Source organism: Segatella copri, from assembly GCF_019249795.2.
Classification (GTDB): domain Bacteria; phylum Bacteroidota; class Bacteroidia; order Bacteroidales; family Bacteroidaceae; genus Prevotella; species Prevotella copri_B.
In genome coordinates, this window is the sequence record NZ_CP156891.1 from 367,650 (window position 1) to 394,433 (window position 26,784).

Here is a 26,784-nt window from a genome sequence, read left to right on the forward strand (position 1 = left end):
TAAAATTAAGAATATTTTTCAGAAAATCCGATATAGTAAAGAAATAGCCCTTTCCAGCATCGCAGATAAGGAAAACAGACGCATTTCATTGACAGGTCGTTGCCCATTAGTGTCCCGTAAAAATCGGGACACTAATGAGTTTAAAAGGGAAACTGACATTCTTTCGGCATGCTCGTATAGGTCATTGAGAAATAGTACACAAAACTATTGAGACCAATTCTTTTATCGGTCTCGTCTGAAATCGTTGCGTCCGTCTCCATGCCACCAAGCGCCCAGGAAGGCGAGGATGGCACGGAAAACGATGTAGATAACGATGATGTCAACAAATTCATTCATAAACTTGATATTTGGCGAGTTATTCAATATATATTTACCACCGGAATGCCCAAACAGTTGGCTTTCTTGAAAGTGTAGTAGGTTCCCCCCTTCTCTCTCCCATCATAGAAGGCAATGAGGAGGGATGCATTCTCAACCATGAACTCGTCTCGGTCAAGAAAACATCGGGTGTAATAGTATTCTGAAAGGATGATCACCTCATCTGCTGAAGCTATCAGTTCATCATAAACTATCCTATCGCCGGGCTTGAACCTATCTGCCTGACCTCTGAAAGGAATGGCTGCAGTAAGCGTCATTCCTGGGCAGAAAGGTTTCAGCGACTGCACAATCTGGGCTGCCATCAAGTCAATACCGATGGCGAATCCCGAAATAAAATTACTGATGCCATGCTCGTAAGCTTCGAGAATGGCTTTGGTCAATCGCTCTCTTATGACCTCCTGCTGCGAGAAGTTGCAAAAGCGATGTCCTGTAAAGGCTGCCGAAACAGCCTTATCAAACTTTGTCATGTTCTTTCTTTTCATTGTTGTACGTATTTATAAGATGTCTTGCCGAGGAAAATGCCGTTTGTTACGTGCGCCCCTACTTGTTCTAATTGTGCGGTGTAGGCACAGAATGAAGTGCCGGTAGTAACCACATCGTCCCAAATGCAGACTATCTTGTTTTTGAAGAAGTTCGCATCCACCTCAATATTATTCTTTTCCTTCAAGCGCTTTGCTCGCTCTTCCTTTTTGACCTTTGTGCCATGAACTGCGGTTCGTTCGCCAACAACCTTGACATGGGAAAAGCCGTTGGTTGCTCCTGAAAACCTGCAGACAAGTTCAGAGAAGTTCTTGTTGCGTGCCTCGTTACGCTCCTGACTGCTTGCAGGAACGCAAGAGAAGACAACGCTGCGAACCTTGCGACCAAACTTCTTGACAAGCATTTTTGCCACGCACTTCGCCACATCTGCATGGTTTCGACCATCCTTGAAATCATAGATAACCTGGCGGTCGAAGAAAGCATCCATACCGATGTTCTTGATACGTACCGGATAATAGCGCAAAAAGCTGCTCAACTCCTTATCCTCCTGTCCCTTGATGTAAACCTGTACCATGTTCATTGCTTTAAGTGTTGTTACTTGGCAGGTAGCAGCCATCAGCCACTACCCACCGAGAAAAATGTTTTCAATCGTAAAGTCTGCTGAGGAAAGACTGCAACTCTCTGTCGAAGATTTCAGAAAGCTGACATGGTTGGAATGGCTTTCTCTGCTCCACTCTGACCATGCCGAGTCCGAACTTGGTTGCGTCCAGTTCCACGCTTGCCATTTCATTGGCAGAAATGTAGCTGTACTCAGTCTCAGCCAGACCTACAACGATGCCAAAAAGCACAAAATCATCATTCTCTCGCTGTCCTTCAAGAATGTACCAGCGAGCGTTGCCGATGAAAAACACTGCGATGCAAACTGCATCCTTCTTCTTGCTATCCTGGGAATAGAGCGGATAGTCCTGCATTGCCTTCTCCAATTCTGGAGTAATCAGGCGGTTGTTGAAATCTTTTGCCATAGTCTCTTAATTTCTTCTCCCTTTCGTTAAGTCCTTTCGGACTTGGGATCGGGAAGCTTTTTCTGCTTTTCAAAGTGCGTACAAGGCAATAAGGCAAGTCTGATGGGAAGAATACTCTTTTGCATGTTTCATGGAAAAGGAAGATTGTTACCGAATCACGACTTGCTATTTGCCAAATACGCGATAACTTTGCAGAAAAAGAATCCCGAAATCCCAAAGACGATACGGAATCAAAGACTTCTGGTTTCAGTAAGAAGAAGAAAAAAATATAACAGGGAATGACAGCAGGGATAAAAAAGCCGGGTGGGAATAGTCCAAGCAAGTATCAACAGTTTAAAAAGCCAGCGTGTTGTTCCTTCGTAAGTCGATAAAATCGGCCTGCGAAAGAACAACACTCTGGCAAACTGTTCATGCTTACTGGACTATGGCGTGGGCGAAGATTATAAAGAAGAAAAGCCGACAGATTTATAAAGGAAAGACAGAATGCCTATAAAGAGGAAGACCAGGATATTATAATAAGGTGGAAGGGAGGGAAATGAAGGTTGATGCTGTGAGCCAGTGCCCTTCTCGACGAATGGACATGCAGTAGTGTCAAACTGAGTAAGTGGGAATCGCTTGCGTCCCACCTACTCAGTTTGTAAGCAACCGTATGTCGTTTCGTGGGCACCTTCCGACTGAGGGACTTTGCACTAACGTCATGCTCTGCTGACATAAATGCAAAGTCTATCAGGTGGAACTCCAGTAGCATCCTTCATGGTGTGGGGCGAAGCATTATCATCTTGTTTATAAAAATGCAAATCTATAAAGGCCTGCTACTCATCATGGTATGAGGGCTTCAAGTTATATTCATGTGTACACGTACACACCTATCCATGTATATATGTATTCACGTCCACATGAATACATTAAAAAAATAGAAGACCATTATATTATAATAAGGTGGAAGGGAGGGAAAATGAAGGACGATGCTGTGAGCCAGTGCCCTTCTCGACGAATGGACATGCAGTAGTGTCAAACTGATTAAGTGGGAATCGCTTGCGTCCCACCTACTCAGTTTGTAAGCTACCGGATGTCGTTTCGTGGGCACCTTCCGACTGAGGGGCTTTGCACTTACGTCATGCTCTGCTGACATAAATGCAAAGTCTATCAGGTGGAACTCCAGTAGCATCCTTCATGGCGTGGGGCGAAGCATTATCAGGGAAAATCAGACGATTATCACTATAAGAATAGCTCATTTTGGTTAAAATCCGCATGTTTATACCATTTTTTTGCTGCTACGCAAAAAGATTTCGCACTATTTTTGTATCTTTGCACCCGTTAAAAGAATTTAGAAGTAAAATACAAAAAAAATCCTATACGGAAATGAATTTAAATATGCACATAACATCACAATCATTCGTTCAGAGCTATCGACGCTTTGAACGGAATAGTTATGTACATACATCAAGTACATCAGATACAGCCGGTATAGGATTCCCATATCATTATTCGCATAGTTATTTCTATCGGGTATCGTAGCAGCGTGCCCCACAGAGAACAGAGATAATATTGAAGAGTTGGAGTTTCCTTGCCGGGAGAATCCAACTTTTTCTTTTTAGTCAACTGCTTGCATATGCTCAGACATGGCGAGAAAAAGCTGGATGAAATCCAACTATATTTTTTACGCTTAAAATGAAAGAACTATGCCAGCAAATAAGAATGCCTTAATAAGGTACAAAACTATAGACAACTGTTTAAGAAACAGATACAGAAGATGGACTCTCGATGATCTCGTGGAAGCATGCAGCGATGCTCTCTACGACATGGAGGGAATCACCAAAGGAGTATGCGCCAGAACTGTTCAGATGGACATACAGATTATGAGATTTGACAAACTTGGCTACAATGCTCCTATCGAAGTTTATGATAGAATATACTACAGATACGCTGATCCAGACTACTCTATCACTGAAATGCCTTTATCCATAGAGGACTGTAAGCTGATAAAGAAGGCTATCATTCTTCTTGAAAACAAAAAGGATAAGAACAACGAAGACACCATCCAGGTGCTAAACAAGGTACAGGATAGACTCAAATCTATTCTGAACTTTGTGTAAGGATAAAGGAGGGAAATTATGAACGAACATCAACGAAACATCGTCTTACAAGAAAGCTAAAAGGCTTCTTTTCTAGCAAAACTGCCTGAAGAGAAGCCTTTCTTATGTGGAGCTTCAAGTAGGATTCGGACCTACGACCTGCTCATTACAAGGGAGCTGCACTACCACTGTGCTATTGAAGCATTTGGGAGTTTGATGGGGATCGAACCCACGACCACCAGAGCCACAACCTGGCACTCTACCAACTGAGCTACAAACTCCATATAAACTCCAGATGGATTCGAACCACCACCTCCAGATCTGAAATCTGGTATGCTACCAATTACACCATGGAGTTGTTTTTTTAACTTGTCGCCCCAGAAGGAATCGAACCTTCGCTAACAGGACCAAAACCCGTTGTGCTACCATTATACCATAGGGCAAGTTGAGTTCGGGAGGTAGGACTCGAACCTACGAAGTCATCAGACAGCGGATTTACAGTCCGCCCTCGTTGCCACTGGAGCACTCCCGAATTTTAAAGTGGAGCCTCGTGGAGTCGAACCACGTTCTCGGGATTTTCAGTCCCGCGCATACACCAAGTCTGCCAAAGCTCCTTATTGATGTTGCCCCAGATGGAATCGAACCACCACTTGCAGATCCAGAATCTGCCGCACTACCGTTATGCGATAGGGCAAGTTTGCGGAGGCTAAAGGATTCGAACCTTTGAGACGTTGCCGCCTGCCGGTTTTCAAGACCGGTGCAATAAGACCAACTCTGCCAAACCTCCAATGTTGTGACTCGTGAGAGACTCGAACTCCCGACACCGACGTTCGTAGCGTCGTGCTCTGATCCAACTGAGCTAACGAGCCAAAGTGCGGAAGCAGAAGGATTCGAACCTTCGGAACCTTTCGGTCCGGCACGTTAGCAGTGTGCTGGTTTAAGCCGCTCACCCATACTTCCTTGTTTTGACGATGCAAAGGTAGAAAGGGAGAGTGAAGTCTTTTTTCGTAGCAAGAAAAAAGTTTCAAAAAAGTTGTTTTTAGGGCGATTTTTAATCAAAAAGTAAAAAAAGAGGAAATAGTATTGGCATTATAGGAAAATTATAATACTTGGACATTAAAGAGTCACGAAAGACTAATATACTTTCATGACTCTTTAATAATTATTATTTATGATAAATCGAGTTACTTCATTAAAATTGATTTATTATTGCTGCCATAGCCGATAATCTTGACATCTACTTTTGAATGGATTAAAGTTGGTGAACCTTGTATCTTGTATTGGAAGTAGATTGTATCTATTTTCTCTGTAGTGGCTATTTTGAGAGTTTTAACTTCGTCGAATATATCCAATGTTATCTTTTTGAATTTTTTGTTGTCGCAAGCAACCACTCTTTTTTTTACAATATATCCTCGTTGGTCTGTCTTGTATTCAACAGCAACGTATGCTTCCAAATTATTTTTTTGAAACTCAATAGGATATTTACACTTTTTTTCCAATTCGTTTATGAACAACTCTCTATTTCTATAGTCAGGATTACCTGAGCTTACTCGGCGTACACCAAATAGTTGCGGAGAAGTTTCCATAAGAGACACATTTGTATTGGAGTTGCACGAACCAAGCACTACCAATAATGTCAATAATATAATACCCAATAATTCTTTCATCTTATTTATTTTATATCGCAGTCTTTCGTTTAAACGTATCTTATAAATAGTAACATTTTTCTAATCGAGAGGCTTGTTCTGCTCTATACGAGTATTCTTAACGGCTTGCTCCAAGCGGTAAGCGTGTAAAGCTTCGTCCACGTCACTCTCAAATGCGTCACGTTTCGGAGTACCAACTTTTCCAAAGTGCTTGTCAAGCACATCATCCAATGGAGTAAGATTCATCTGTGCCATATATTTATAATTTATGTACGAAGATAAGTAAAACGTTTCATAATAAGCTAAATAGTGAGATTAGATATAGTAGGAATAGCATCAAAGCGTCCCTGCAGATAAGCCTTCTCCATATCCAGCGTGTCCCGGAAATCCTTGAAATCAAACAGAGAATACAAATCACTGCTTCCATCCTCTCGCTTGTTCACGAAATTCACCTGATCCCTTCGCTGAAAATCGGTGTTCAGCAAATGGGTGTTATGAGTGGTGTAGATGAGCTGGGCATGGTCGCTATGATTGAACATACCTATCACAAATTCCACCAGCTGGGTATGGAGACTGTTGTCTATCTCATCGACAAGAAGCATCTTGCCTTCATGGATAATACCAATCATCCTCACCATCATCCGGAACAAAGTCTTGGTTCCCTCCGACTCTTCCGTCTCAAAATCAAACGCAACGGAAGGGTTGGTACGATGAAACGTCGTAATGGCATTGTTCTGAATCTTGAAGTCAATGATGTCGCTATCTGCCGTTCTCAACACCTCCAGCATCTGCTCCTTTCGTTCCTTGAACAAATTATCCAGAGAATCAATGTTAGCCACCTGATAATCAAGCACGATGTCATTGCAGAAGAACAGGAAAATCTTTTGGGCTATTTCCCTGTCCATCTGACTGGCACGAGAAATATAGAGTGTCTTCTTCGATGTATTGTCAGCTACATCGAAAGGACGCTTGATAACTGTCTTAAACTCATAGATGTCTTTCTTCTCTGTTCCTCTGCTTTCATCACGCCTGAATACCAGCGACTTGCGACCATTCGGATAATAGTACAAAGTCTCGGTGATGATTTCATCATGCATAAAGGAGAAGGAATACTCATACTCTACTCCATTCAGCAGGAAACGGATGTAGAAAGAGCTTGGCTTGTTGGCATAATCCTCAAACTTGAAAGGTGAAATGGCAAACCTGGTGTCAACATTATAATTATGTGATGAACGAACCATGTTCACACAAGCTCTGATGGCTTTAATCACATTGCTTTTACCCGAAGCGTTGGCTCCAAATAAGGCAACGCTCTTCAACATCTGTTCTCCATCCACAGAAAACAGATTACCTTCAAGCTCCCTTGCCTTCTTTGTCTGAATCTTGGCAGCCTGCAAGTCCAAAGTCACCTCGTCTCGAAACGAGAACATATTGCTTAAACGTATCTCTAAAACCATTTTAACCTCGATATTTGTAATTTGATTACAAATATAAGAAATAAAACTTGTTTTTATATCCATCAGACGTTATTTTTATTATTATTTAGCACAACAAAGAGCTGGATGCTCCTTCAAGCACGCACAGACATCTAAAATTACCACCACCAGAGCACGAAGTTCTGATGGTGGCAATCTTATTTTTCTCTATCAATAAACCAGTGAATAGTTCACATTGAAATAGGAATCTGAAATTTTCATGGTTGTAATCACCATGGATTTGTTCTGGTTGGTGAAGCAGTACTGCAGGCTGGCTTCATCGGCTGAAACAAGCGTGTAGTGCTTCTTCAGATAGTCAATGACAAGCCCACGGTTCACGCTTCGCTCCGTATCAATGACGGAATAGAGTGAACCGTCAAGACGGGAGAAGCTGTAAAGAACGCCTTCACTACCCTGCCCAGTCATATAGGTCAACTGTATGTTGTCACCGGAAGTCTCAGCTACCTGGCGGTAACGCTTCATGGATTGAGCCATATAGCTCTTGACCTCATCCACATTCGCACCCATGATGTGGAATGGCTCTGTCCAAACGTCCAGTTTTGTTTCCGGACTCTCGACCTCCCCCATCGGGTCATCATTGCCGCAAGAGGTGAATACTACTGGTGAAGCCATCATCATCAGAAGGATGGCGATTGAAAGATACTTTTTCATTTTCATGACTTTTCGTTTTTGATGTTATTTAAATTCATTGTATTCATATCCACATGTGGACATGTATCAACGTACACATGTATCAATGTATTCATGTGTACATGGCTACACATCCACACTTTCTACATGACTTCCCGGATGGTTTTAGTCCTGATTTTCTTGACCTTACCATATTTCGACTCATAAGCTTCAACGCCTTGTTTCATGACGTATTCCATGAACGAACGGATGGTGAAACCTTCCTTTCGGGCGATGCTCTGAACCTTGTCAACGAGTTCCTTTGAGCAGATAAAGGAGAAATGTCGCCATGGTTCATCATTGGGCGAATCGCTCTCTGTCTGAGGGCTTTTAACTTCATTTCGTTCTTCCTTCGAGTCCCCAGGAGACTTGTCAAATCTGTCCTGAGGATGAATGGCAGCCTTACCGAGAATGTTGCCAAGCAGAATGTCCATATTCTTCTTTGCCATAGTCTTTATTGATTACGTGAAATAATTTCTTCTGTCAATGCCTGATAATCCTTCGCTCCGTTCGACTGAGGGTCGTATTCAAAGATGCTCTGACCGCTGCCTGCCGATTCTGCCAGGGCGATGTTTTCTCGGATGCGAGTCTTCATGGTGATAGTCTCATAACGGGACTTCACAGCTTGCTCAACCACCTTGTTTAATTTGCGATGGTTGAATCTGGCGATGAAAACTCCTCCCAGTCTGAGGTTCGGCTTCACTCGCTGCAATGTAGAGACAAAGGAATCGAGCATTCTCATTCCTTTCAGAGGAAGCAGTTCGGGAGTCATCGGAACGATGATTTCATCAGCTGCAAGGAAAGCGTTTGTGGTGACGATTCCCAAAGATGGAGGACAGTCTATGAGAATGTAGTCATAGTTCTGCTTCACAGGTTCGAGCAGTCGGCTCAGCAGCTGTTCTCTTGCCAGGAGATTGGTCAAAGCAATCTCTGCGCTTGCCATTTCGAGGGAGGAAGGAACGAGGTCGAGGTTCTCCCTGATGTGCTTCACTGGCAGGGGTGCGCCATCAACCAGAGAGTCAAAGATACTTGCCTGCACTTCATCTTCATTCGGGATGAAATACAGGGTAAGATTTGCCTGACCGTCAAGGTCTATGAGCAGGACTTTCTTGCCCATACGTGCCATGCAAGCCCCGATGGAGGCTGTAGAGGTGGTCTTTGAAACGCCACCTTTATGATTGGCGAATGTGATGATTTTCAATGACATAATATAAAATCTTTTGTATATATGTATTAACGTATTCATGTGTACATGGCTTCACGTGTACGTGGCGACATGTATTAACGTGTACAAAGGTACGGGTATCTGGCGAGAATTCCTTCACGCTTCCCCTAACAACCCAAAGTGTCAGGGGAAACGTCAGGATTTGAGGTATCATCTATTCAAATGTGAAGGTGCGGATGTAGAAATAGGTGTCATCGTCCTCATACTCATATTCATTGATGAAGTCCATCATCTGCTCATCGGTTCGCTCTCCCTGTTCAATGCCGGTCTTGGATGTCCATTCCTTGATGGCTTCTCCGATAGTGCCGTAAACATCATCACAACAATCCTCGAATGGTTCGCCGGATGCGCTGACACAACATTCTTCGGGAAAGTAATCGCCTTCATCGTGGGTGTAATAGACCTCACAGCCACACTCGCAACATCTGTAGGAAATGCTCAGTTCATCATCCAGAAGTCGATTTATCTCAAAGAAGAGGTCATTGCAAGCGTCCCAGGCAGCTTCGGTCTCGAAAGAAAGAAGACTGGTGTCTTCATCCTCCTCATACTCTGCCCAGTAGATGTGACCACGCACGCAGATGTGCTTCTTCTGATAGTCGATTCCATAGTGCTTGGCGAGGTCATCCAGCCAGATGTTCCTGCTGTTCACCTCCATGCGCAGAAGGGTGTTCCAAAGGTTGCTGACTGCCTTTTTGGTTCCTGTGACCTTATAGGTTGTTGTTGCATAATTAGCCATTATCTTGTATATTTATTTGATTACCATTCTGTATAATAACTCTGGTCGTTGGATTCACATTCCTCTGCCCATTCCTCATCTGTGAAGTCGCTATGCAGACAGTCCTTGCTGCAATAGTAGGCTACTCCCATGTCTGCGCAATAGCCCTCACGCATCAGCTTGCCGCATTCCGAGCATCGTCTGCAAGCCCTGTCGGTGTTCCACCAATAGTCCACGAAAGACTCTGCCACCACATCCTCGCTTGTGTTTTCATCCCACTTGTCAAGATAGAATGATGCAAACTGGTTCAACTCCTGCTCACTGAAGAGTTCCTTGTCTGTGCCGCTCACTGCCTGGGTAAGTCGGCTGAGAATTAATTTCATTGTTGTCATAATGCCATCTGATTTTATCTCCCTTTCGTAGATCAACTACTTCTGGGATGGTTAAAAATTATGTTGCATTCAGAAGGCGTTATGGCTATCCATACAAGGTTTTGTCTGCAAAATACTACCCGTATGGTGTGGAGATTTTTCAGCAAAGCAACGCCCTGACCTTGTAAAGATAAGACAGAACCGTTACCTTCGCAACAGAATTATTACCGATTCCCAGAAGTCGATGAATGAAATCCCCCTATAACAGGAGAATCCTTTCTGCAAGGAAAAGTATAAGCATAAAAAAAGCGACCCGAAGGCCGCTCTTAATAAATACACTGATTTTATATTTTACTTTTGCTCAATTGTCAGCACTACATATTCTGACTGAGTGCCAATGCGGAATTTTCCACCCCAGATTCCCATGCCAGAACTGATGTAATACCGGGTATTGCCCTTTTGAAGTGAGCCATAGGCTTTCTCGTATAATGCATCGGTAATCCAGGAGACAGGCCAAACCTGTCCGTGATGGGTGTGACCACTAAACTGGAAGTCAATGCCGTTTTGTTCTGCCTCTTCCAAATGATAAGGCTGGTGGTCGAGAAGAACGAGAAACTCATCCGAAGATTTCCCATGATGCAAGTCAGAAATGAAGCCCTTCTTTCTTGCCTCTTCCATAATCATCGCCAGGGATTTGCGCTGCATATTCGTGCGGTCGTCCCTGCCGATGATGCACAGATTGCCTATCTTTGCCACGCTATCCTGCAGCAAAGTAATGCCTGCTTCACGATAAAATCGCCTTGCCTTTGGTTGGTTGCTGTAATACTCATGGTTGCCAAGACAAGCATAGACAGGGGCTGTCAGACGATGAAACTCTGCAGCTACGTTCTCTTCCATCAAAGGACGGACGCTGTTGTCTATGATGTCTCCAGCAATCAATATGAGGTCGGGCTGCTCAGCATTGATCATGTCCACCCATTTTCTAAAGTCAGAACGGCGGTTGTGATAACCGAGATGAAGATCGCTAAGAAGTACAATCTTTGTACTCTTCTGATCTAAGCTGATAGCCTTATCGGTCTTGATATCAATCTGTTCTCTCACCTTATTATTATAGTGTATGCTGCCATAGCCGAAAATCAGCAGCATGAAGGCAAAAATGCCGATGGAAGTATAACCATTGTCAAATAGCCAAGCTTTAGGCACTATATGAACAAGGCGTCCAACGTCGAGCACGAGGAACAGCATTACCAGATACAACAGGATGAAGATGAAGGAAAAGCCCACTTCATAAACTGCTGTTGCCGCAAAAAGTGGCATTTTCTCTAACGCTCCCGAAAAGGCGATGAATATGGTACTGAACCATACAACTAAAACTCCCACTGCCACCCATTTCATGGCAATGGAAAAAGGCAGTAAATGCCACATTCGCCAAGCGGTATAAAGAACACCGACTATCGGCAATATCAGAAAGATAATCAACCAAATATATTTCATTGTTACTATATTGCTAAGCCGCATCACGGCTCTATCTTATATTTTACGTATATTTATGTAAGTACAAAAATACTATTTTATTTGGGAAAAACCATGTTTATCTCAAAGAAAATCTGGTTTTTGCATACATTTTAACCTTTCTGCATAAAAAATGCAAAAAACTTTGGTATTACCAGTTTATTTTAATATATTTGCATCGTTTTAATAGGGTATTAAAATGAAGCAGAATGATTAAAATGAAAAATGATGTCATCATATTAGGAAGACCTATACAGCTGCAAGAACGGAAGAAGGCGCAGATGAAAGGTGTCACCATTGGAGATTCACTTGCATACAAGTTCTTCGATGGCGAATACCACGGTATGTCCTTACTTTTCGCCGAACCTAAAGGAAAGGTAGCTCCACCACGAAGTTTGGCCATTACAGCAAGCAATCTCGCTTCACTGTTCCAGCTTCCTGTCGTATTCCTTCTGCCAACCTGCCCAGCTTATGAAAGGCAGAGACTCATAGACAAAGATGTTTATTTCATTGTCTCGGACAAATACGTTCATTTGCCTATGCTTCTGGCTAATGAGCGCATCCGCAAGACCAAACAGGCTAAGGCTCTGTCACCAGTAGCCCAATACCTGCTTCTCTATCATCTGCAGATAGAGAGTATTGAAGGATTGGCTGCACGTGACATGGAGGATAAAATTCCATATTCCTATGCAAGCATTACGCTTGGAATAACCTGCCTTGAAGACTTGGGACTTTGCCAGAAAGTATCCGATGGATCTAAGCGAAAGGTCGTTCACTTCGACAAGAAGGGAAAGGAACTGTGGAAACAAGCCCAGCCTTACCTTCTCAATCCTGTAGAAGAACGCATCTTCTGTGACGATCTGCTTTCTAACGATTCTTTCCCAAGATGCGGAATCAATGCACTTGCACATTATACATGGCTGAATCCTGATTCAGAAAGGATGATCATGATGCCAGTCAAACAACTCCGGGAATTCAAATCATCAGGGGCCTTGGTGCGTCCTAACGAATTTGATGGCAACATCATCATTGAGGCATGGAAATACCCACCTGTCACCGCCATTGGTACCAAAGCCGAATGGGTGGACAGATTATCATTGGCCATTTCACTGAGTGAAGATGAAGACCCACGAGTGGAAGGAGAAGTTGAACGTTTAATTAATGAAATAGAATGGAACGGTTAAGCGAGAGCAGAATGATGTTTATATCATTCTGCCGAGCGATAGTTCCTTCGTCTGAAAGACAATGGAAGGATTAGAGAATTTCGTGAGGCTTTTGAAGCCTACTTCTCTTGATCAGAATTCACCATTCATCGAGGCTTTATTGGAACAATTAGACGAATTATTTACAACAGAACAATTATGAAAATACAATATGCATCAGACCTCCACCTGGAGTTTGCCGAAAACTGGAGATTTCTGAAGGAGAATCCCCTGCAAGTAACAGGAGATATTCTCGTTCTGGCTGGAGACATCGGCTACCTGGGAGACGAGAACTATTCCAAGCATCCCTTCTGGGACTGGGCTTCTGAGAACTATCAGCAAGTCATAGCCAGCATGGGCAACCATGAGTTCTACAAATACTATGACATTGCCAAGCTTAACGATGGCTTTTGTCTTGAAATACGTCCCAATGTTCACAGCTATTACAATGCTGTTGTACACATAGGAGACATCGACCTCTTCATAACAACATTGTGGTCTAAAATTCCACTGAAGGAGGCATACTATACAGAACAAGTCATAAGCGACTTCCGACGCATCATCTTCAATGGAGATCTTCTAACGTTTGCAGACTTCAACCGTGAACATAAAAGATGCCTGTCTTTCTTGAAAGATGCTGTTTCATGCAGCAAGGCCAGAAGAAAGATAGTTGTCACACATCATGTTCCGTCTTTCCAGATGCAATGTCCCAAGTTCGCAGACAGTCAAGCTAATAGTGCCTTCACGGTGGAATTGGAAGAGTACATCAAGAATAGCGGCATAGATTACTGGATATTCGGTCACTCTCACTACAACGTGGATGTGAAGATAGGCAATACCAACTGTGTGTCAAATCAGCTGGGATATGTATTTCATGGGGAACATGAATCATTCAATCCTGGAAAATATATTGAAGTATGAAACAGATAATATTGAATTATATAGATGTTGAAATCTGGAATAATCTACACGTTCAGTTTCAGCCACATTCTGATGTTAATATCATTATGGGAAGCAATGGAAGTGGCAAGACCACATTCCTGAGAAATCTATATCAATCTTTAGCAGAAGATAAAGAAAGCAAAGATCACATAATCTATCTTCCTTCCATTGACAACATTGCAATGAGAGACAAGCGCAAGACAAGCAAAGCCCTATCGCAGGAGTTGGATTACTATATATATGACATGAAGACCGGACCTTCACTCATGAACCTCCGCATGTCTATGCTAGATAGTTCAGAGGAGAAAAGAATTGAAATGAAAGCCAAGATAGCTGATTTTCAGAAGGTCATAAATGATTTCTTTGCCATAACTGGCAAACGCATCGAAATAGAAGGCAGCAAGTTTACTGTTTTTACAGACAATGGAATATTACCTGTAGAAGCGCTGTCTTCTGGCGAAAAGCAAATTCTATTGATTTTGCTGAGAGTGTTCCTGCTAAATGGAAACGAAGCCATCGTAATGATAGATGAGCCTACGTACTCACTTGATATTGAATGGCAATTCAAGCTGGTCACTATGTTCACTCATCTCAACAACAAGGCTCAGTATTTTATAGCATCCCTCTCTCCTGCTCTCTTTGGCGAAGGATGGGGAGATAAGGTTTGGTATATGGATCAAATAACAAAATAAAAGAGTGAATGACAAGATGCTGAGGGATTATCAATCCTGCAAGAATCTCCTTATAACAGGTCTTCCCTTTCAGCAAGGAAAAGTATAAGCACAAAAAAAGCGACCCGAAGGCCGCTCTATCATCTGGAGAGAAGAATTTACTTATCCTTCTGGATCTTGCCCTGCTGAGAATCAGGAGTGTTCTCCTTCTCTACAGCTTCATAGAACTTGGTGGCTACGAGAATCACTCGGTTGTGCTTGACTCCCTCGGCATCCTGCCATTCCTCTGGCTTGAAGTAGCCCTCTACAGTGAGGAGTGCTCCCTTGACCAGACGGTCGAATGAAGAGGTGTTCTCGTTCTTGCGCCAAGCCTCTACATTCATGAAGGCAGAAGTGCGAGAGTTTTCATCGCCATTCTTCTCATTGCGGATGATGGCCAGTGAGAAGCGAGCTACGCTTACGGTTGTAAACTGATGGATGCTTGCATCCTTACCTACGAAACCAGTTACTGCGAAAGAATTTTCCATCTTTTTCATAATTCAATATTTTTAGAAGTGAAACATTTATTTTTTACGATGCTATCAGAGTTAGCAAGGAAAACATAGGAAGCAAGGAATTATCGAATTATTTCACCCTTGGGCAGGAAAAGTTTTTTGGATGAGCAGCAGACGGAAAAGTTTTTGAAAAAATTCTGAGAATAAGGCACCTGGTACTTGCAGAAATGTGGCTTGCACTAACTTTGCAGCGGAAAAAGTAAGTGTGGATGCTTCGTCCAAAAATATGAATGAAAAGGATGAATAGAAAATATTTGCAGTTAGTTGGGTAAAGGAAAGCTGCATCCTCCTCGATGTTTGTTCAAGCAAACTGGTTGCGCAATACGGCTTATAAGTTCAAGAGACTGGCAGGAAAACTCAAACTTCATCATGAATATGGCTAAGCTAAGGAAAGAACGATCAAACCTACGACTGACAAGGGTAAGCATCAGCATGTAGAGGACAGCTGAGCAGAGAAGCATGATGCCTGAGACAAGAGGCAAGCCAATGATTTTTGTCACATAAACGATGTTTATTTGTGACATGAAGCTGTTGTATATCTAAAAGGACAACAGAATTTCTGCAAGGAGAAAAAGAAGGTAAAGCCCTGCACCAGCTAAAGAGCAACCAAGGCAAAGCTTAGGGCGCATACAAGTTTAAGGTTTAAGTTTACCCATGTATATATACATGTTCTTTCAAACTCAAATAGTAAACCTCTACCGATTTTTAACCACTCAAACCAGGAAGTTTACAAGTTTAAGAAAAACATATATGTATATATGCCGAAATAAACTTGTTTATTATCATATAGTCAAGGATTTCGAGAGAATCTATTTTTCCTTGCTGAAATACAAGAATAATTATACGAAATGGAGAGAGAAAACTCATCCATATTAGGATGAAAATCGCAAAAACATGCCGATAAGTCGTGGAAATCTATCGTTTTTCAATAGATTTCCACGGCTTATCGATACATTTTGGATGTTTTTGCAGGATAAATGTATTTTTATACAACCAGTAACTTCTACAAATAGCGACAGCTTTTGACAAGCAAAAGACCGTAAATCAGCTAATTTGTATTAATTATGCAACGCTTTTGCAAGTATTCGACATTAACAAACACATATTTCGAAGAAAAAGCTTATCTTTGCATCAGTATTAATAAGAAAATGACATTGTTATGATACTTAGAGCTACATTTGAAAATATATATTTCCATCAAGGATGAGACTCAAATCAGCTTTGTGGCAGGTAAGAGCAACGCACATCCGTCTCATGTTTCCCGTGCAGAGAAGCGTGACGATATTTCTGTGCTGAAGGCTGGTATCGTGTATGGTGCCAATGCTTCCGGAAAGAGCAACGTCATCAAGGCCATTGCCCTGCTCCAGCAGATAGCCAATGGAAGTTTTCCGCAAAGCAAGGTGGAACCTTTCAAGCTTGCTGATACCGAAGAGAAAAACTCTAAGGTAGAAATCGAGTTCAAGACCAAGGGTAAGTGCTTTGCCTATGGCATAGAGTTCACCATCGGAGGAATCAAGGAGGAATGGCTGTTTGAAATCAACAGCCGTACCGACAAGGAAGTTTTCACCAGAAAGATTACAGCTGCCGGCAACGAGTTTACGTTTGGCAAGGTGGATGGAAACGAAGAAACATCCATGCTGCTGAAATTCATCGCCCACAGTACTCCTTCCGATTCCAGCTTCCTTTCAGAGTATGTGCGCAGAAACGGCAAGGGACTTGAAACCATACACATGGCCAAGAACTGGTTTGCTGACGGTTTGAAAATCATCTTCCCAAGCACACGCCTGCAGGGAATTTCTTTCCTTACTGAAAACAATGATGAGCTGCAGGAAACGACACGCTCGCTTCTTGCCTACTTCAACACGGGCATTTCAGACGTGCGCCTGTACAAAATCAAGAAAGAGGATGTGAACTTATCTTCCGATTTACTAGACAACATACTCAGCAAGGCCAAGAACGGCAAGGCGTACAGCATGGCTGCCACAGTTGGAGGCGAAATGCTTCTTTTCGAGGTGAATGCCAACGGAGGATACGAGATTTACAAGCAAAAGGCTGTTCACCGGAATCTTACTTCCGGCACAGAGGTAGTATTTGATTTGAGCGAAGAATCTGATGGCAGCATCCGGTTGCTTGACTTCATCCCAATGCTCATTGATTTGAAGCAAAATGAAGTAGATTATCTCATCGACGAGATTGACCGCAGTATGCACCCGATGCTCTCGCAGAAAATATTAGAGTGCTATTTCTCAGGACTGGAGTCAGGAAGAGACACTCAGCTCATCTTCTCTACTCATGAATGCAACCTGCTCAACCTCGACCTTATCAGAGCTGACGAAGTATGGTTTGTCGAGAAGGGAAAGGATGGAGCGTCTCATCTTACATCCTTGGCAGAATTCAAGCCTCGTAAGGATGTTCGCAAGGGCTATCTATTAGGACGCTATGGAGCCATTCCGTTGCTTCCAAAAGAGGAGATGAAGTGGTGATGGACGGAGGGTTAGAAAACAAATTGTGAACGCATGCGTTCACAATTACCTTATTTTATAGGGTGTCCAGTTCTATGTTCCAATATTAACTCACTTGTTTGAGAGTTTTGGTTCGTTCTGTCACCCAGTTTTTGGACAAGTGCTCGGTAGTCCAAGCATCAATGTCCTTAAGTTTAACATTCACTAAGCGCTCTTTGAAATTAAATGTTTTAGTAACGGATTCGTTCACGACTTTTGGATATAATGGTATCATTAGAGCAAAAGGAGTTATGCCATACAGCTTGTTCGGTGACTTCTTGCTTTTGTATATACCAAAAGTAGATTCAATGATGTCTGAAGAGATGCAGATATTCATATCCTCAGTAAGTTGCGCTTCTTCCTTTCGGAAGTACTCCAGCATCTTCAAGCCAAGGTGAGCTTGACGAGGATAAGCATTTCCTATAACATGAGCAACTATGTATGACTGGCACTCCTTACTCGTCTTGCAGGAAAAGCCTTTGTTTTTACAGATATGCTCTATATGCCTGATGGCATCCAACGCATCCATGAGTTCTTGCAACAAAGATTCATAGTCGTTGATGAAAGCATACGCTTCCTGCATTTCTTTTGGGAGTTTGTTGTAACAAGCAAGCATAGAGTTGCCCCAGATTACCCATTCAGACATATTCATGAATCTAGCAATAGTCCTCATGTTCGGTGGTAGCAAATATGCTTTATTTGTCAGATGGTATTGCAGTCTTTTCTTTCCTAAAAGTGTTGTAAGCTCAACAAAATCAGGCTGTTTTTCATACACCTTTTTGAGAATCACACCCATAGAATGACTGATGTCCGCATAATGCACATATCCAGAGTCCAAGATACCCCTTACAAGGTTATGGGCATTGTCACTAATCACATATTGAGGTTCTGAACCTGCAGATATAGTGACTTCGCTTATCTTGTTTTCGATATCTTCACCCTTGAAGTTTGCTCCTACCGTCATGTTTAAAACTGTCACATCTTCATGTTTGACAGGTCGATCTTGATGCTCTGATGGAATGGCTAGAGCCAAAAGTAGTTTCTGACCGTTTATAGCGATGCTCTCATCCATAACCATGGCAAACTTTTTGCCTTTGCATGGCTGGTCATCTTGATAAACAGACAGTCCCAACTTCTTTATCCAGTTTTCCACCGTATTGTAGCATGGACTTTTTCCGAAGTTCTTACCAAGTACTTCAGAGAATACCTCCAAGATCTTCACTACAGTTCGAAGGCCACAGCCAGTACGCATATAGATAAGAACACAAAGTTGAATTACTACAAGAGGGAATCTATGTCCGGGAACAGGTGCGAGAGTAATGCTCTTTGTTCGTTGGTCATAGTTATTTTCTGAACGTCTTTTTTTTTGAGTTCTTTCCGAAGACCTTTGATAGTGTTTGTATTCTTCACTTCTTTGCCTTCAAGTTGCTTAACTCTTTTACGAAGACGCTTTAACTCTTCCTCAGGGGTCTCTTTATGCTGTTTTGAATCTAACTTTTTCATTGATTATAAGTATTTGTAATGATGTACAAAGATGCTAAAATTCAACGATATACACAAATTTTCAAAGAACTATTTCGTTACATGAAACGTTAAATATCAGAGCGTAATATTAACAATTAACAGGGATGTTTCCAGCTTGTTTTTAAGAACAGAGAACTGGACACCCTACTTATTTTACCACTCCAGTTTCCATCTCATTTTCCAAATAAGAGAAAACATAAACAGCTCCTTCGTAATACAAGCCACAGGCTGGATTACACAGGCGCTTGTAGGTTTCTGAAAAATACAACTGATCCAGAGCTGTCTTTATATCCCAGCCATACTTTTGCATCAACATCTCCACCAATTCTGTAGCGAGGCATTCTATCTGAAACTGAATATCTTTATCCATAATTACAACTTGGCCATTATAAGTTCTACAACCATGACATAATTCACCCCTATTCTTTTGGATCAATGTCAAATGGAAGCAATGGAGTATCATCATCATTGCCACTATTGAATCGGTCGAAATCCGAGATATAGGAACGGTCTTGAATAACCTTATATTTCTCATACTCAGAATAAGCCTTTTCTCTGGCTTCTTCTTGCGAAACCTTACCTGCACTACTCTTAGCATCATAGTCCATTGTTTCAAGCAACAGCTTCAGGCGATTCTTCCAATCCTCCATAGTAGTAACGATGTGTCGTCTTGCACGAGATTCTGCGAGGTCCAGGAAACTTGTTGTTATTGCGTTGAGCTGAGACAATTCTTCATCAGAAAGATAGTTCTTTGCCACTATCGTATCAGACTTTTGAACTCTTCCATCCGGTGCTTTCTTCTATGTAGTCAATCCCATGTGAGGCATTTCCGCATCAGCTCGCTCATAAACAATCTCGGCTGCCGTATGATTGGTAACCGCCAGATGCATCATATTCTGCACCATCTTGTAGAAAAGTTTGGTACTTTCAGCCTTTGCGTCATAATCAGCACTACACTCAGCATAAATATCAGTTATCTTCTGGTAGTATCTACGTTCTGAAGTGCGGATTTCACGGATGCGTTCCAGCAAATCGTCAAAATAATCCTTGCCGAAGTGCTTACCTTGCTTCAAACGTTCATCATCCAAGACATAACCCTTAATGATGAACTCCTTCAATACAGAGGTTGCCCATATACGGAATTGGGTTGCCTGATAGCTGTTCACTCGATAACCAACAGCAATGATTACATCAAGATTGTAGAACAATGGAGCACGCTCGACATCACGCTCTCCCTCCAGTTGAACTTGTTGAATTTTTCTACAAGTTGCCTCTCTTTGCAATTCACCAGATTCATAAATCTGAGAAATATGATAAGTGATAGTTGCTCTATCAACACCAAACAAAGCAGCCATCCTTTTCTGTGACATCCAAAAAGTTTCGTTGTTGAAAATCACTTCAATGCGAGTCTCACCTTGTGCAGTCTTATACAGTAAGATATTGGATTCCAAAGAGTTCTGCATAAGTTCTGTTGTAGATACGGATTGAGAAAAATAGGCTCTTGCCTGCTTCACCAATAACTTCCTTGAATCAGCATTCTCAGAAATGATCATACAAGCCATACGTGATAGATGGAAAGCTTCGACCTTGCGAAACGCTCCATTACCCACCTTGAACATGTCAACCGCATGGTTGAAATGTTCGTCTATATTCATACCTTTTTCACTGGCAACTTTGATTGCTTTGTCTATTACATTCTGAAATTTCCAATATCCCGAATAGCCCATCGCATTACAAAGATCACGTGAGCTCCAGTATTCTTTCCCGTTACCATCCACTTTTCGAATTTCTTCGAATGTCGGACGCATTTCAGGCACATTATTTTCATCCATATCTCTTATCCGTTTCTTTTTGTATTGACGTTCTACAACATTGAATAGCAAAAATACAAAAAAAAGATGAAAATCGTCCCTAATCATTTACAAGATGTATGATTTTTAATGTTATTTATGCAAAAAGAAAGAAACATGTCAGAATATATTGATTTTATCGCCTATCAAGACGATGCAATAATCCAACGCCCCTTACGTTATTATAGAAGGCGAGGACAACCGCATCCGCAACCGAAGGGAGACCTTCATCAGGGAAACGGGCACCGAGAAAACGGTACTCATCACGATGATCACCTCCTATGGACTTGCGCCGGGCGGCTATTCTGATGACATTCAATGCCAGCTGACGATGGCAGATTTATTCAGATAAAAGCCGACCTCTCAAAAATGATAAAAAAACACGTTTTAGCACGAAAATGCAGATTTTGAGTGTTTACAAAGGTTAAATATGTTAAATCTTCAACCCCTAAAAATGGGCGTTTGTAAAGATATATGATATACAAAATGAATGAAATCAAGTGAAACCAAGTGAAAATACGAAAATCGTAAGTAGCTGATAATCAACATTCTTTTCATTCAGAAGGAAAGCGGCTCACAAATAGCACGTCAGTACTTAACCGACTGAGAATCAACGACATTCATTATTTGCGTGGGAAAGTGAAAGGCGTAGAAAAGGGCTTAAAAAGATACTTGAAAAAAGTAGGAAAGTAGGACTAAAAAGCACTGAATATCAGATAATTAAACAGATAAAAATCCTTACATTTTAGTCTGGCTTTCATATGGCTCAAATATACATTAAACGACTGGTATTCAATTGGTTACGTATGGCGCATCGGAAAATGAGTATAAATAGGGAACGCAGCGCGTTCCCTATCTGTTAGCCCCACTCCTTCTTCACATTAAAGCAGGGACAGGCTTTGTTGGCAAATTCATTATGACCATGAATCGTGGCTAATGGATATTCCTCCTTCAGCTGCTCAATTAGGGCATGAATTAAAGGGCAAAATCGGCTATTCATGGGCTAAAAAGGGGGTTATGTAATCAGGAAACTCTAATTTTTCCGTTTTTCATCGCTGAAAACAGGTATTGGGAGAATGCATAAAAAGCGAGCGCTATGATTTAAAAAGTAAATATATATTCTATTCGTAACCCAACATACAGACTTCACTTTACACACGAAATATACATACAAAATAGCTATATAACAATAGATTACACATTTCCATCTCAGCATTATTGTTATGTAGTTTCTAGCTTTCAGAACTATTGATACGTCAATAATTTGTCAATTACTAGCAAAGATAATAAAAAGCAGGCAAACCAAAGAATTTTATCACGTTATTTAACGGAAAAATGCAAAATATGGGGGATAGGAAGATGTTCCCCCCTCCTAAGGGTGAAAAATGCCCCTCCTCAGACATAAATCCGTCTCAGACTTGACGTATTTTTGACAAATTCGAGGGGTAAATAAGGGGTAGAATGGTAAGCGGCTCCGCGTTTATACCTTGCATAATTCAAAAAAAAGCAGTAACAGCTGATTAAATTAATGCTGTTGCTGCTTTTTCCATCGGTCAGGAAGTAAGTCTCTATATTTTTCTAATGGGGTATTGGGTTGCCATTCTACAGTCTTTTCTATTACGTCGCATATGTATTCAAACAGATTAATGCCATTCAGCCTGCATGAGATTGCGATAGAATATAGGATAGCCGCCCGGCTTGCTCCTTCGTGCGAACCAAAGAACATTGAGTTTCTTCTTGATTCCTAAGACATAGCCAAATTTTTGAGCAACTTTTTGTGTTAATAAATACAAAAGAGGTATTTTGGAACATACAGGCACTAAAATATCGGTAGCAGAAATGGTCAAAAATGATTTTTCTGTTACAAATCAACACGGAACTCGTTCTTTTAATAGCGTGTGGCTAGATTCCTAATTAGTTATCCGTGTTTGTGTCTTTACAAGACTCTAAATGGCAGTAGCACAGACTGCTATAGTTCACTTGTTTCGGACTTATGATATTGCAAGTTTTTCATTGCTGCTCTTTGAATCCAACGGTTCCCATTTTCTGTTCTGCTTACCTATAGCGAACATTCTGAGAACAAGTTTGAACTTAACGGCATTCAATGCCTTGCGTTTTGTGTCTGAATCTTGCTTACCTCCTAATTTACGGTTATAAAATGATTGTAACTCTGCATCATATTGTACAACAACTGTGGCCGCCATGGATAGATCTGCTTTCGCCTGACCATCACAGCGTGCTGAAGGTCGGGGACGCCATTTCACACTGGTGCCTGAAGTGCGGAAGTGCGGTGCCACGCCGACATAACTGGCATATTGCCTTGCTGTTTCAAAAGCGGTAAAGTTTCGGGTAATGACAATGACATTTATGGCATTGACGAAGCCTATTCCCGGTATTGTCAGAAGATTCTTGTAAGTAGACAAGAGGCTATCGTCTGTAGCCAGCAACTTCTGTTCTTCCAACTCGATGTTCTCAATGTCACGGCTGAATTTTTTGATGTAGCCATCATATAACTGGGCATCTTCCTTTGTGATGCATAGCTGTCTTCTGTTCATGAAGCATGTACGCTGTTCCACCAGGAACTTACGCTCATTCATCAGTGCCTTGAGTCTCTGCATGGTCTTGTCAGGCATATTATAAGGCTTGACACATTCAGTACCATTATAGCGATAGAGAAAGTCTGCAATCTTGGCAGAGTCAATCTTGTCGCTCTTGTCCTTGGGCCCCATGGGATAATGCTTTACCACATGGGTGGAGAGCATGCAGAACTGATAGTTCCTGGTATTAAGAAACTTCTCCAGCTCCATGGAATAGCTGCCGGTGAACTCCATTCCGAAGAGACTGTTCGAGAGAACCACATGATTCTTCTTGAGCCATGTGCACATTTCGCCAAATCCCTTGCGGGAATTGTTGAATACATCGTGAGAAAAGTCCTTAATTGGGGTTTCTTCACAGAAAATTGATACGTCAATGACATTTTTTGAGATGTCGATGCCGATAAATGATTTATTTTTCATACCTTTGTACCGCATTTTGTAGGAAGGAGCTCTCTATGTCAGGGTAAGCCACATCTTTTAAAAGCTTCCACGGCTAATTCCCTAAACGGCACTTGACCTGGCATTTCAGGCTGGGGAGACTAGATCAGGGAAAGGTCTTTGTCTAAGACAAAATAGTTCACTACCCCCGTCCGGAGTTCCTTCCATTTCAGATGCTCCGGCAAAGGTAGTGAAAAAAACGCAGACAAAAGACTTAGTCGGGAAATAGTTATGCTCTAAGAAGTGCGATAGTTCACTTTTGCTGCATTTTAGTTCTTATATGCATCTGTCTCCACATATGGTGTTCCACGCTTTATCACGGCAAACATACGAAGGACCAGCTTGAACTTGACGGCATTGAGCACGATGCCACCGCATTTTTCCTTTCTCTTGCGTATCCAATAGTCTCTTATTGAAGGATTGTTCCTTATGGCGGAAAGGACAGCTATGGATAAGTCTGCCTTGGCTTCAGAAAAGCCTTTCTTGGAAACCCCCGTTTTCTTTCTTACTGAGGTACCAGATTCCTTTTTAAAAGGGGCTATTCCTATGTAACAGGCATATTTGCGAGGATTGCTGATTGCAGTGAAATTTTCCGTCAATACAATGGTTTCCAACGCTATGATGCGACCAATGCCAGGAATGGAGGTCAGCAGATTGTAATTCTTTCTGATGCTTGTATCTTCATTCATGTAGCTGTCAATCTCTTTGTCTATTGCTTTCTGGTTTTCCTGCATGTTCTTCAGCAGGAGTTTCTTGCGTTCAACGGATAAGTCTGTATCGTATGCGCTGATATCATGAAGCTGCTGCTTATAGAGAGTTGACTGCTTGGTGTTCTGCTTACGCTCTGCCAGCAATCTCTTCAACTTGAAATAGACAGGTGAAGGAAGTTTGGAGGGATTGCGAAGAATCTTCTTGTGGTTCTGCTCACAATAGATTGCTATTCTGAAAGCATCCAGTTCATCAGTCTTGATACGGTCTAGAGAGCGCTGGTCATCATCCAAGTCTGGCTCGAAGCGATGCATTTTGCGAGGTTCCACCATACCATAGATATATTCTTTGGATTCCAGCCATAATCTGAAGTTTTGGTTATAGAGTCCAGTATATTCCATACAGAACAAAAAGGTATCGAAGTCTTTTCCTACCTTTGCGACCCAGGAGCCAATCTTTTTGAACCCAGCATCATCATTGCTCACCTTAATATGAGCATTCTTCCAGTCGATGGTTTCACCATCATAATAAGCAAGGTCGAGAGTCTTCTTGGAGACATCTACGCCAAAGTAAAGTTCCTTATCCATATTATTGACATTTTAGCATTAAATGGAAACAAGAAAACATTTGGCTTGGCGAAGGACTGAATCAAAAAATAGTGATATTCTAGAGTGACATACAGTTCACCTTAACACCCGTTAACCAATTCGTTTAAACTTGTTTCCAGGTGCAAAGGTAAAAGATAGTGATATGTATCTCTGGATTCTCTCAATGTAGTTGTTATCGAGAGCCGTATCACCTCTTTTGAAGATGTCACAAATGGCATTATATTCATTAAGGGCATAGCCGACCGCCTGCGCCAAGGTAGACTTGGGCAGCAAATCTTTCCTGGAAGATATTTCCTCCAGTTTCTCCAATAAATCCTGCAAAATGTCCGGTGCATATGACTGCCGATAGGCTAGATGGTCTTCAACGGTCCATCCATTTACCCCAACCTTATGTTTTTTGTCTTCTCGATAAAATCTGTTGAGGATATCTACGACCTCCTGAGCATCCTTGTCTTCCTTGCCGCAGTCGATGAAATCTCTCTTGACATGCTGCAGGCAGGCGATTCTCATAATGTCAGGATAAGCATCCGACTCCAGTTTCCGGTAAGGAGCATATGCATCACTCTGTATGGTACCTTTATAATCAGAGAATATGTTAAGTATGACCTGCTCAGAGCGTGATCCATCCTCATATACGAAGAAGACAAGTCCCAGTTTAGGCGCACTTACAGCCCAGAAGTAGCCTTTCTTCGAACCCTTGTCCGTAGGCTTTGTCTTGGCTAACAGCACTTTATGGTATGTCTCGTCTGCCGAGACATAATCCTGCTGCAACACTACTTGGCAGATAGCCTTATAGAAGTTTTCCAGTACATCGGCACTTCTGGCAATCAGTTTGTTTGCCGTGGCTTTCCTTAACGTAAACCCATTGTCGGCAAAGTATTTGATGATTCGCTCTACCGGCATGGAATAGATGTATCGCATCTGCAGGAGTCCTGCTGCAAAGGAAGGTGAATAGGAAGAATTCAACAACAGAGCCGGCGGAGTTTTCCCCGGATACATGATACTTCCATCAGTATAAGTGTTGATGTGATACACGGTCTTGATGAATTTGATGGGTTCCATGCTGTAACGTATACAGGTACGAGTTCCGAAGAGACGCAACGTCTTCAAAAACTCTGCATCCATGACTGGATCTATCGTAACATGCACCTCTTTCATCTCGTAATGCATGTCACGCTTGGCTCCGTTGTTTTTGCGTGCCTTTCTCTTTTCGGCCTGCTCTTCTTTCTTCTTGTCAAATTCCTCCTGGGTCATCGAGTCTTGTGGATTCTTTTCCTGACGTTCGGACTTCTTGCCTGAAACGAGCTTGCCGAGTGCCTTGTTCTGACGATTCGCTTTGTCAATGGCGATTCCTTTCTGGACGAGTAATTCTTCTAATGACTTTATACGTTCAATGAGTTCGCTGACCTGTGTAGTCAACGAACTCACCGTAGCATTAGCTTGCTGAAGCTGTTCGTTTGCAAGCTGAAGCTGTTCCTTTAAAAGTACTATAATTTCGTCCTTTTTCATAGTGCAAAGGTACGAAAAAATATCGAGATATGCAAGGATTTTTAGATATTTATTTTTCTATCTTGTTGATACACAGTTCATTAAATATAATCTT

The 26,784-nt window shown here is 41.9% G+C and carries 24 protein-coding genes, 9 tRNA genes and 3 pseudogenes; 5 read left to right on the plus strand and 31 right to left on the minus strand.

Annotated elements, in window-relative coordinates:
- Nucleotides 1–359: 359 nt before the first annotated feature.
- From KUA48_RS01685 to KUA48_RS01695, 3 genes are all read right to left on the minus strand, one after another.
- Entirely contained in the window at nucleotides 360–857 is a 498-nt protein-coding gene (locus tag KUA48_RS01685; RefSeq protein WP_218433593.1) for an SLOG family protein, read from the minus strand.
- Entirely contained in the window at nucleotides 854–1,435 is a 582-nt protein-coding gene (locus KUA48_RS01690; RefSeq protein ID WP_218433595.1) for a ribonucleotide-diphosphate reductase subunit alpha, read from the minus strand. The genes KUA48_RS01685 and KUA48_RS01690 overlap by 4 nt, the downstream gene beginning before the upstream one ends.
- 64 nt (nucleotides 1,436–1,499) lie before the next feature.
- A complete protein-coding gene (locus KUA48_RS01695; RefSeq protein WP_153079797.1) occupies nucleotides 1,500–1,877 on the minus strand; it encodes a DUF2958 domain-containing protein in 378 nt (125 codons plus the stop codon).
- Nucleotides 1,878–3,559: 1,682 nt separating this feature from the next.
- On the opposite strand from KUA48_RS01695, the pseudogene KUA48_RS01700 reads away from it, so the two are divergent.
- Nucleotides 3,560–3,839, plus strand: a pseudogene (locus KUA48_RS01700) (hypothetical protein); the annotation flags it as partial.
- 241 nt (nucleotides 3,840–4,080) lie between these two features.
- On the opposite strand, the gene KUA48_RS01705 reads toward KUA48_RS01700, so the two are convergent.
- The 18 genes from KUA48_RS01705 to KUA48_RS01790 form a co-directional block, all read right to left on the minus strand.
- Nucleotides 4,081–4,155, minus strand: a tRNA-Thr gene (locus KUA48_RS01705).
- A gap of 5 nt (nucleotides 4,156–4,160) precedes the next feature.
- Nucleotides 4,161–4,233: transfer RNA gene (locus KUA48_RS01710), tRNA-His, on the minus strand.
- A 91-nt stretch (nucleotides 4,234–4,324) separates the two neighbouring features.
- Nucleotides 4,325–4,395: transfer RNA gene (locus tag KUA48_RS01715), tRNA-Gln, on the minus strand.
- A gap of 7 nt (nucleotides 4,396–4,402) precedes the next feature.
- A tRNA-Tyr gene (locus tag KUA48_RS01720) sits at nucleotides 4,403–4,484 on the minus strand.
- Between the two features lie 9 nt (nucleotides 4,485–4,493).
- Nucleotides 4,494–4,566 (minus strand) — tRNA-Phe (locus KUA48_RS01725).
- A gap of 9 nt (nucleotides 4,567–4,575) precedes the next feature.
- Nucleotides 4,576–4,646: transfer RNA gene (locus KUA48_RS01730), tRNA-Gln, on the minus strand.
- Nucleotides 4,647–4,652: 6 nt separating this feature from the next.
- Nucleotides 4,653–4,739, minus strand: a tRNA-Ser gene (locus KUA48_RS01735).
- A gap of 7 nt (nucleotides 4,740–4,746) precedes the next feature.
- Nucleotides 4,747–4,821 (minus strand) — tRNA-Arg (locus KUA48_RS01740).
- 6 nt (nucleotides 4,822–4,827) lie between these two features.
- Nucleotides 4,828–4,912 (minus strand) — tRNA-Ser (locus tag KUA48_RS01745).
- Nucleotides 4,913–5,136: 224 nt separating this feature from the next.
- Nucleotides 5,137–5,619, minus strand: a complete 483-nt coding sequence (locus KUA48_RS01750) for an energy transducer TonB (protein WP_217756601.1) — start codon at nucleotides 5,617–5,619, stop codon at nucleotides 5,137–5,139.
- Nucleotides 5,620–5,679: 60 nt separating this feature from the next.
- Nucleotides 5,680–5,853 carry a hypothetical protein gene (locus KUA48_RS01755; protein WP_181992771.1) on the minus strand — a complete coding sequence of 58 codons (174 nt, stop codon included), beginning with the start codon at nucleotides 5,851–5,853 and terminating at the stop codon, nucleotides 5,680–5,682.
- Nucleotides 5,854–5,900: 47 nt separating this feature from the next.
- Nucleotides 5,901–7,028 carry an ATP/GTP-binding protein gene (locus tag KUA48_RS01760; protein WP_256624501.1) on the minus strand — a complete coding sequence of 376 codons (1,128 nt, stop codon included), beginning with the start codon at nucleotides 7,026–7,028 and terminating at the stop codon, nucleotides 5,901–5,903.
- 216 nt (nucleotides 7,029–7,244) lie between these two features.
- Nucleotides 7,245–7,745 (minus strand): hypothetical protein, encoded by a 501-nt coding sequence (locus KUA48_RS01765; protein ID WP_256624502.1) that lies wholly within the window; start codon nucleotides 7,743–7,745, stop codon nucleotides 7,245–7,247.
- Nucleotides 7,746–7,867: 122 nt separating this feature from the next.
- The gene (locus KUA48_RS01770) at nucleotides 7,868–8,212 is read right to left on the minus strand and encodes a hypothetical protein (protein ID WP_119227922.1); all 345 of its coding nucleotides are present in this window, start codon (nucleotides 8,210–8,212) and stop codon (nucleotides 7,868–7,870) included.
- 5 nt (nucleotides 8,213–8,217) lie between these two features.
- A complete protein-coding gene (locus tag KUA48_RS01775) occupies nucleotides 8,218–8,970 on the minus strand; it encodes a ParA family protein (RefSeq protein WP_203040458.1) in 753 nt (250 codons plus the stop codon).
- A 172-nt stretch (nucleotides 8,971–9,142) separates the two neighbouring features.
- Nucleotides 9,143–9,724: a hypothetical protein gene (locus KUA48_RS01780; RefSeq protein ID WP_218433601.1), complete on the minus strand. Its 582-nt coding sequence runs from the start codon at nucleotides 9,722–9,724 to the stop codon at nucleotides 9,143–9,145.
- A gap of 20 nt (nucleotides 9,725–9,744) precedes the next feature.
- Nucleotides 9,745–10,095: a hypothetical protein gene (locus KUA48_RS01785; RefSeq protein ID WP_194252380.1), complete on the minus strand. Its 351-nt coding sequence runs from the start codon at nucleotides 10,093–10,095 to the stop codon at nucleotides 9,745–9,747.
- 330 nt (nucleotides 10,096–10,425) lie between these two features.
- Entirely contained in the window at nucleotides 10,426–11,568 is a 1,143-nt protein-coding gene (locus tag KUA48_RS01790) for a metallophosphoesterase (protein ID WP_218433602.1), read from the minus strand.
- A 227-nt stretch (nucleotides 11,569–11,795) separates the two neighbouring features.
- On the opposite strand from KUA48_RS01790, the gene KUA48_RS01795 reads away from it, so the two are divergent.
- From KUA48_RS01795 to KUA48_RS01805, 3 genes are all read left to right on the plus strand, one after another.
- Entirely contained in the window at nucleotides 11,796–12,770 is a 975-nt protein-coding gene (locus KUA48_RS01795; RefSeq protein ID WP_153079788.1) for a hypothetical protein, read from the plus strand.
- Nucleotides 12,771–12,947: 177 nt separating this feature from the next.
- Complete coding sequence (locus KUA48_RS01800; RefSeq protein WP_153079787.1) at nucleotides 12,948–13,709, plus strand: metallophosphoesterase; 762 nt, start codon at nucleotides 12,948–12,950, stop codon at nucleotides 13,707–13,709.
- The gene (locus KUA48_RS01805; RefSeq protein WP_153079786.1) at nucleotides 13,706–14,422 is read left to right on the plus strand and encodes an AAA family ATPase; all 717 of its coding nucleotides are present in this window, start codon (nucleotides 13,706–13,708) and stop codon (nucleotides 14,420–14,422) included. The genes KUA48_RS01800 and KUA48_RS01805 overlap by 4 nt, the downstream gene beginning before the upstream one ends.
- Before the next feature lie 137 nt (nucleotides 14,423–14,559).
- Here the strand turns inward: KUA48_RS01805 and KUA48_RS01810 are convergent, their stop codons facing one another.
- A complete protein-coding gene (locus KUA48_RS01810; protein ID WP_218433603.1) occupies nucleotides 14,560–14,937 on the minus strand; it encodes a single-stranded DNA-binding protein in 378 nt (125 codons plus the stop codon).
- 1,196 nt (nucleotides 14,938–16,133) lie between these two features.
- On the opposite strand from KUA48_RS01810, the gene KUA48_RS01815 reads away from it, so the two are divergent.
- Nucleotides 16,134–17,438: an ATP/GTP-binding protein gene (locus tag KUA48_RS01815; RefSeq protein WP_153079784.1), complete on the plus strand. Its 1,305-nt coding sequence runs from the start codon at nucleotides 16,134–16,136 to the stop codon at nucleotides 17,436–17,438.
- An 85-nt stretch (nucleotides 17,439–17,523) separates the two neighbouring features.
- Here the strand turns inward: KUA48_RS01815 and KUA48_RS01820 are convergent, their stop codons facing one another.
- The 9 genes and pseudogenes from KUA48_RS01820 to KUA48_RS01860 form a co-directional block, all read right to left on the minus strand.
- Nucleotides 17,524–18,678: a hypothetical protein gene (locus KUA48_RS01820; protein WP_228273489.1), complete on the minus strand. Its 1,155-nt coding sequence runs from the start codon at nucleotides 18,676–18,678 to the stop codon at nucleotides 17,524–17,526.
- Nucleotides 18,679–18,734: 56 nt separating this feature from the next.
- Nucleotides 18,735–18,959, minus strand: coding sequence for a hypothetical protein (locus tag KUA48_RS01825; RefSeq protein ID WP_117588242.1), 225 nt, complete (start codon nucleotides 18,957–18,959; stop codon nucleotides 18,735–18,737).
- 169 nt (nucleotides 18,960–19,128) lie between these two features.
- The gene (locus tag KUA48_RS01830) at nucleotides 19,129–19,350 is read right to left on the minus strand and encodes a hypothetical protein (RefSeq protein ID WP_153080545.1); all 222 of its coding nucleotides are present in this window, start codon (nucleotides 19,348–19,350) and stop codon (nucleotides 19,129–19,131) included.
- Between the two features lie 49 nt (nucleotides 19,351–19,399).
- Nucleotides 19,400–20,812, minus strand: a pseudogene (gene rhuM, locus KUA48_RS01835) (RhuM family protein).
- Nucleotides 20,813–21,689: 877 nt separating this feature from the next.
- Nucleotides 21,690–21,830, minus strand: coding sequence for an N-acetylmuramoyl-L-alanine amidase (locus KUA48_RS01840; protein ID WP_117695817.1), 141 nt, complete (start codon nucleotides 21,828–21,830; stop codon nucleotides 21,690–21,692).
- A gap of 525 nt (nucleotides 21,831–22,355) precedes the next feature.
- A pseudogene (locus tag KUA48_RS01845) lies at nucleotides 22,356–22,571 on the minus strand (IS66 family transposase); the annotation flags it as partial.
- A 250-nt stretch (nucleotides 22,572–22,821) separates the two neighbouring features.
- Nucleotides 22,822–23,847: an IS110 family transposase gene (locus KUA48_RS01850; protein WP_181993552.1), complete on the minus strand. Its 1,026-nt coding sequence runs from the start codon at nucleotides 23,845–23,847 to the stop codon at nucleotides 22,822–22,824.
- Nucleotides 23,848–24,134: 287 nt separating this feature from the next.
- Nucleotides 24,135–25,160 carry an IS110 family transposase gene (locus KUA48_RS01855; protein ID WP_218433791.1) on the minus strand — a complete coding sequence of 342 codons (1,026 nt, stop codon included), beginning with the start codon at nucleotides 25,158–25,160 and terminating at the stop codon, nucleotides 24,135–24,137.
- Between the two features lie 111 nt (nucleotides 25,161–25,271).
- Entirely contained in the window at nucleotides 25,272–26,690 is a 1,419-nt protein-coding gene (locus KUA48_RS01860) for a transposase (protein WP_369503306.1), read from the minus strand.
- Nucleotides 26,691–26,784: the final 94 nt, after the last annotated feature.